The sequence below is a fragment of the Nocardioides sp. genome, from assembly GCF_035703625.1.
Taxonomy (GTDB): Bacteria; Actinomycetota; Actinomycetes; order Propionibacteriales; family Nocardioidaceae; genus Nocardioides.
In genome coordinates this window covers 1-5,914 of sequence record NZ_DASSXS010000148.1, presented here as the reverse complement: position 1 = coordinate 5,914, position 5,914 = coordinate 1, and the positions used below count along the sequence as shown (strand labels likewise).

Here is a 5,914-nt window from a genome sequence, read left to right as displayed (position 1 = left end):
CGACCGGCGCCTCTTCACATCGATGAGCTATCCGGCCGACTACGGATTCATCGAGGGGACGATGGGCGAGGACGGCGACCCGCTCGACGCGCTCGTGCTCGTCCAGGAGCCGACGTTCCCGGGCTGCCTGGTGCTCGCGCGCGCGATCGGCATGTTCCGGATGACCGACGAGGCGGGCGGCGACGACAAGCTGCTGTGCGTGCCGGCGAACGACCCCCGCCAGGAGCACCTGCGCGACATCCACCACATGTCCGAGTACGACCGCCTCGAGATCCAGCACTTCTTCGAGGTCTACAAGGACCTCGAGCCCGGCAAGTCCGTCGAAGGGGCCGAGTGGGTCGGTCGCGACGAGGCCGAGGCCGAGGTGCGTGCGTCGTTCAAGCGTGCCGAGGAGTCCGGCCTCACCCACTGAGGGGGCGCTGCTTCGCTGCCGCGGGCGCCTACGGCGGCGTAGCGTCGCCCGCATGTACGAGACCGCCGACGAGCTGACCGCCCTCCAGGAGCTGCTCGACCGCTCCCACGCCCGGTCGACCGAGCATCTGCGCGACATCATCAGCGACGAGCGGAGGCTGACCGCCGAGGACCTGGTCGCACTGCTCACCGGCATGAAGGTGATCAGCGTGGCCACGGTGACGGCCCAGGGTCACCCCCGGATCAGCGCCATGGACGGGCACTTCCTGCACGGGACCTGGTCGTTCTCGACGAGCGGGGAGGCGGCCAAGGCACGCCACATGCATGTGCGCCCCGACGTCAGCGTCGCCCACGTCGACCACGAGGAGCTGGCCCTGTTCAGCCACGGCCGGGTGGAGGAGATGGCCGAGACGGACGAGGACTGGGCCGAGACCCTCGACCACTGGACGAACCACTACGGCAGCTCCCCGCTGAGCTGGGGCGAGCGGATCGTCCTCTACCGCTACCGGCCGCACTGGATGGTCGGCTACGCGTGGAAGCGCGAGGAGCTGCTGCGCAAGCGCGGGATCAGCCCCTGACTCCACGGAAGTAGCAGATCGCTCCGCTGTTCCGGAGCGTCAGGTCGGTGACCCCGAGGCCCTCCAACCAGGAGCGCAGCTCGGGTCCGGTGCAGCTGGGGCCGAGCAGGTTCGCGGCCCGCCCGACCCGTCGCATGGGCTCGAAGCGGATCCCGGTGTCGTTGAGTACGGCGCTGCCGGTGAGCACGCCTCCCGGCCGCAGGACGCGCACCATCTCCGTCACGGCGAGCTGGGGGTCGGGGAAGCAGTGCAGGCCCGTGAACGACACCACGAGGTCGAAGTCGCCATCGGGGAACGGCAGGGCGCCGACGTCGGCCACGCGCACCTCCACCTGGCCGTCGACCCCCCGCTCCCGGGCGGCGTCCATGGTCCGCTCGAGCATCTCCCGGGCGATGTCGGCCGCGACGTAGGTGAGGTGCTGGTCGGGTCGCAGCCCGCGGAGCGCGACCCCGCCCCCGCACGGCACGTCGAGGACCCGCGAAGCGGGCGGCTGGCGCCCGATCTCCTCGGCTGCCTCGTAGAGCAGGCCCAGGTCGCTGCCGATCCCCAGCCGCCACAGGGCTCCGCCGACGCGGGCGTGCTCCACGCTCCAGTCGTAGAACGATGCCCAGAGCGGGTCGTCGTGCCAACCACCGAACCCGGGGAGCGGCACGGGTCAGGCCCCGACCAGGTCCGGCGACCGCAGCATCTCCGGGGGTACGCCGAACGCGTCGACGAGGTCGACCGCCAGGGGCCGGATCTTCCGCAGCAGGCCGTTGATCTCCCGCGTGATCGCCTTGGACCGCTGGCTGGTGAGCCGGCCGTGCTCCATGAACCAGGCCCGGTCGTTCTCGATGGTGCTCAGCGCGTGCAGGTCGCAGAGCAGGCCCAGCGCGACCTTCTGGTCGCCGTCGGGCAGCTCGCCCACCTTGTCGACGAACGCCTCGACGACGAGCCGCTCGACGTGGGCGCGCGCCGCGCCGATGACGTGGTCCTGGACCCGCGAGAACACCTCTCCGGGGTTCATGTCGTTGTCGATGCCGCGCTTGAGCCGTCGCGCCACACCACCGAGCATGTGCTCCTCGCGGAAGCGGAGCATCATCAGCTGGTACTGGGGATCGAGCAGCCCGGCCTCCTGGTCCCACTCGTCTCCACCGGGCAGGACGTCCTTGATCCGCTCGATCAGCTTGTGCACGTTGGTCTTCTCGAGCACGGTGTCGACCGCCAAGCCGGCCACGAACCGGACCATCCCGAACTGGTCCATGTCCTCGAAGTCGCTGGCGTAGTCGGTCAGCAGGCCCTTGGCCACCAGCTGGAGCAGGACGTGGTTGTCGCCCTCGAAGGTGGTGAAGACGTCGGTGTCGGCCTTGAGCGCGTCGAACCGGTTCACCGACAGGTAGCCGGCACCGCCGCAGGCCTCCCGGCACTGCTGGATGGTCTCGGTGGCATGCCAGGTCCCGATCGCCTTCGTGCCCGCGGCGCGCGACTCCAGCTCGCGGCGGACGTGCTCGTTCTCCCCGTCCTCCGGGGACTCGGTGCGCGAGGAGACCTCGTGCAGCTGCTCGGCCACGATCTCCTGTGCGAAGTGCAGTGCGTAGGTCCTGGCCAGGAGCGGGAACAACCGGCGCTGGTGGATGCCGTAGTCGAGGAGCAGCTCCTCGTGGTCCTCGGAGGTGGCGTTGAACTGGCGCCGCCGGACGGCGTACTTCGTGGCGATCGCCAGCGCCACCTTGGCGGCGTTGATGCCCCCACCTCCGACACACACCCGGCCCTGGACGAGCGTGCCGAGCATGGTGAAGAACCGGCGGTTGGGGTTCTCGATGGGCGACCGGTAGACCCCGTCGGGTGTCACGTCCGCGAACTGGTTGAGCAGGGCTGATCGCGGCACGCGGACTCCGTCGAACCAGATCCGCCCGTTGTCGACGCCGTTGAGCCCGAGCTTGCGGCCGCAGTCCTCGATCCGGATGCCGGGAAGGACCTCGCCGTCGCGGCGCAGGGGTACGACGAACGCGTGCACCCCCTCGGACGTGCCCTCGATCTCGAGCTGGGCGAAGACCACCGCCAGCTCGGCATGCCGGGCGGCGTTGCCGATGTAGTCCTTGCGCGACGCGTCGTCAGGAGTGCTGATCACGAACTCCTCGGCACTCGCGTCGTAGGTGGCGACCGTGCCGAGGGCCTGGACGTTGGACCCGTGTCCGGTCTCGGTCATGGCGAAGCAGCCCATGACCTTCCCGCTGATCAGGTCGGGGAGGTAGGCGTCGTGGTGCGCCTTGGTGCCCAGCTGCAGGATCGCGCCCCCGAACAGCCCGAACTGGACGCCCACCTTGACCAGCACGGACAGGTCGCCGAAGGCGAGGGTCTCGAAGGCCGCGACCGAGGCGCCGACGTCACCGCCGCCGCCGTACTCCTCGGGAAAGCCCATCCCGGTCTGGCCGGTCGAGGCCATCTCCACCACGAGGTCTCGGACCCGGTCCCGGAAGTCGTCGGTCGACATGGTCTCCGCGTCCTCCAGCACCGAGGCGTACTCGGCCAGGTTGGTGCGGACGAGGTTGCGCACCTCGGCGTGCCGGCCATCCAGCAGGCGGGTGAGGGCGGGGACGTCGACCGTCGGCTGCACGTACTCGGAGGTCTCGGGCCCGTCCGCCCCGGTGGCAGGGGTCGCGTCATGGGTGGGGGCGATGTCGGTGGCCATGGCAGGACGCTACCGAAGGCCACTGGTCCAGACAGACCTTCGAGGTGGGACTTGGAACCCCCGAGAAGGGTCACAACTCCCACCTCGAAGGGTGGTTCCTCCACGCCCGAGGCGTCAGGGACGCGCGTGGAAGTTGGGGGGAATCCAGTAGTACATGGACTCCTGGGTCACCGGCCGGCCGGTCCGCGGCGCGTGGATGATCTGGCCGCCACCGGCGTAGAGGGCGACGTGGTAGATGGACGACGGGTCGCTCGACGAGCCCCAGAAGACCAGGTCCCCGGGCCGCAGCGACCCGGCGGAGATGGGCGTGGCCTGCTCGTACTGGGCGACCGAGTAGTGCGGGAGGTACTTGCCGCCGGCCTGCCACGCGCCCATCGTCAGGCCCGAGCAGTCCCAGGAGCCGGGACCCGCGGCGCCCCACTGGTAGGGCTCCCCGATCTGGGCCCGGGCGAAGCTGATCGCGGCCGAGGAGCCCGAGGACGGCGCCGGCGGGGCCGGCGGGGCCGGCGGGGCCGGCGGCGGCGAGGGCTGGGGCTGCGGCTGGGGCTGGGGCTGCGGCTGGGGCTGGGGGTTGTCATTGCCCTGCCCCGACGACTGGGGGGGCCTGGGCTGGTCGTCGGTCTCCTCGGCCGCCTCCTTCGCCGCCGCTGCCTGGGCCTGGCGCCGCTCGCGGCGCTCCTGGGCTCGCTGCTCCCGGAGTGCGGCGGCGGCTGCTGCTCGCGCCGCTGCCTCCTCCAGTGCGGTCTGGCGCCGCTCGGCCAGGTCGACGCTGACGTCCTGGAGGCGCGCGAGCTCGCGGATCAGCGCGCTCTTCTCCTGGGCGATGGACTCCGCCGCGGCAGCCGCGGAGTCGGCGGCGGCCTGCGCCTGGTCCCGGGCCTCGCTCGCCTCGACCTCGAGGGCCGACGCCTCGGCGCGGGCCGCCTGCGCCTGCTTCGTGGCGACGTCGGCGAGGGTCGAGGCCGCCCGGAAGGAGTCGTAGTTGGCGTCCAGCGCGGTCTCCGCGTTGCGCATCGTGTTGACCTGGTCGATCACGCCGTCGATGCCGTCGGAGCCGGCGATCGCGTTGAGCGCGGTGAGCTCGGGGGCCTGCTGGTACGACGACGCGACCGTGTCGCCGTACGCCTGACGCAGTCGCTCGACGTCGGCGGTGGCCGCTGCCGAACGATCCTCGGCCGCGGCCGCGGCCTTCTGGGCCTGCTCGAGGCGGTAGCGAGCCCCGTTCCACGCCTCGGCGGCCTGGGCCGCCTCGACGGCCGAGGCCTGCAACCGCTGGTTGGCCAGGACGAGGTCTGCCTGGACCGCGGCGACGTCGCGCTCCTGTGCCTCGGCGGCGGCCTTGGCCTCGTTGACCTCGCGCTGGGTCGGCACGGTGTCGTCGGCAGCGGCCGACCCGGCAACAACCAGGGTCAGCACGGTGGCGATCGCCAGTCCGAGTGCACGCACGGGGAGCTCCTTGTTCGTCGGTGGTGTCGGGTGACCCGAGTGGCGAACCACCCGACACTCGGAGCACGCTAATGCTCACGAGTCACAAAAGGAACAGTTTTCCCAAATTTCCCACGACTCACCGGCGTGTCGACTTGACGAACTACAAGGTTGTAATTCGAAGGACCGCTCAAGGGAGCGGGATCAGTGCTGGTCGACCGGTACCGCAGAGGTGGTGGTGGTCGGGTGCGAGGCGAGCCCGTGCCGGTCGAACTTCTGGCCGCTGGCGATGCCGCCGACGTAGAAGGCGATGAGCGCGATCAGGATGCCGGCCACGTCGTCGGCGACGTAGTGCCAGCCGAAGTAGATCGTGGCCACGACGGTGACACCGAAGTTGGCCCAGAAGATGTAGTGCAGCACCCGGTTCTTCAGCGTGTACTGCACCATCAGGGCGACGAGCAGCGTGACCGCGCAGTGCAGGCTGGCGAAGCCGGCCACCGACTGGACGGCGTCGGCGACACCGCCGAGGACCACTCCCTGTCGTTGGTAGGCGAGAGCCTCCATGAGCTGGGAGGTCGGCGTGTCCGCCAGGTCGAAGTAGAGCGAGGGGTACTCGAATCCGGGGCCGAGCGTGGGCAGCGCGTAGTAGGACGCGGTCCCCAGGGCCCAGGCGACGCACTGGGAGGTGGCGAACCAGTAGCCGTAGGAGATGTTGGGCGACCAGATCAGCCAGGCGGTGAGCGCGAGCGGCACCAGGGGCAGGAACCAGAGATAGACCGCCGACAGCGGGTGGGCGAGGACGTCGGTCCCGAGGAGCGACTGCAGGACG

General features: G+C 70.5%; 6 protein-coding genes. 2 read left to right on the top strand and 4 right to left on the bottom strand.

The annotated features are described in order from the left end of the window. Nucleotides 1–412: inorganic diphosphatase (locus VFN12_RS07220; RefSeq protein WP_325117950.1), on the top strand; the 412-nt coding region annotated here is incomplete at its 5' end. Between the two features lie 52 nt (nucleotides 413–464). Further along, the gene (locus tag VFN12_RS07215; RefSeq protein WP_325117949.1) at nucleotides 465–989 is read left to right on the top strand and encodes a pyridoxamine 5'-phosphate oxidase family protein; all 525 of its coding nucleotides are present in this window, start codon (nucleotides 465–467) and stop codon (nucleotides 987–989) included. On the opposite strand, the gene VFN12_RS07210 is transcribed toward VFN12_RS07215, so the two are convergent. The 4 genes from VFN12_RS07210 to VFN12_RS07195 all read right to left on the bottom strand — a co-directional run. Beyond that, nucleotides 979–1,641: a methyltransferase domain-containing protein gene (locus tag VFN12_RS07210; protein WP_325117948.1), complete on the bottom strand. Its 663-nt coding sequence runs from the start codon at nucleotides 1,639–1,641 to the stop codon at nucleotides 979–981. The genes VFN12_RS07215 and VFN12_RS07210 overlap by 11 nt on opposite strands. A 3-nt stretch (nucleotides 1,642–1,644) precedes the next feature. Further along, nucleotides 1,645–3,660: an acyl-CoA dehydrogenase gene (locus VFN12_RS07205; RefSeq protein WP_325117947.1), complete on the bottom strand. Its 2,016-nt coding sequence runs from the start codon at nucleotides 3,658–3,660 to the stop codon at nucleotides 1,645–1,647. 114 nt (nucleotides 3,661–3,774) lie between these two features. After that, entirely contained in the window at nucleotides 3,775–5,106 is a 1,332-nt protein-coding gene (locus VFN12_RS07200; protein ID WP_325117946.1) for a C40 family peptidase, read from the bottom strand. Nucleotides 5,107–5,289: 183 nt separating this feature from the next. Next, a partial coding sequence (locus tag VFN12_RS07195; RefSeq protein ID WP_325117945.1) for a phosphatase PAP2 family protein occupies nucleotides 5,290–5,914 on the bottom strand: 625 nt, incomplete at its 5' end.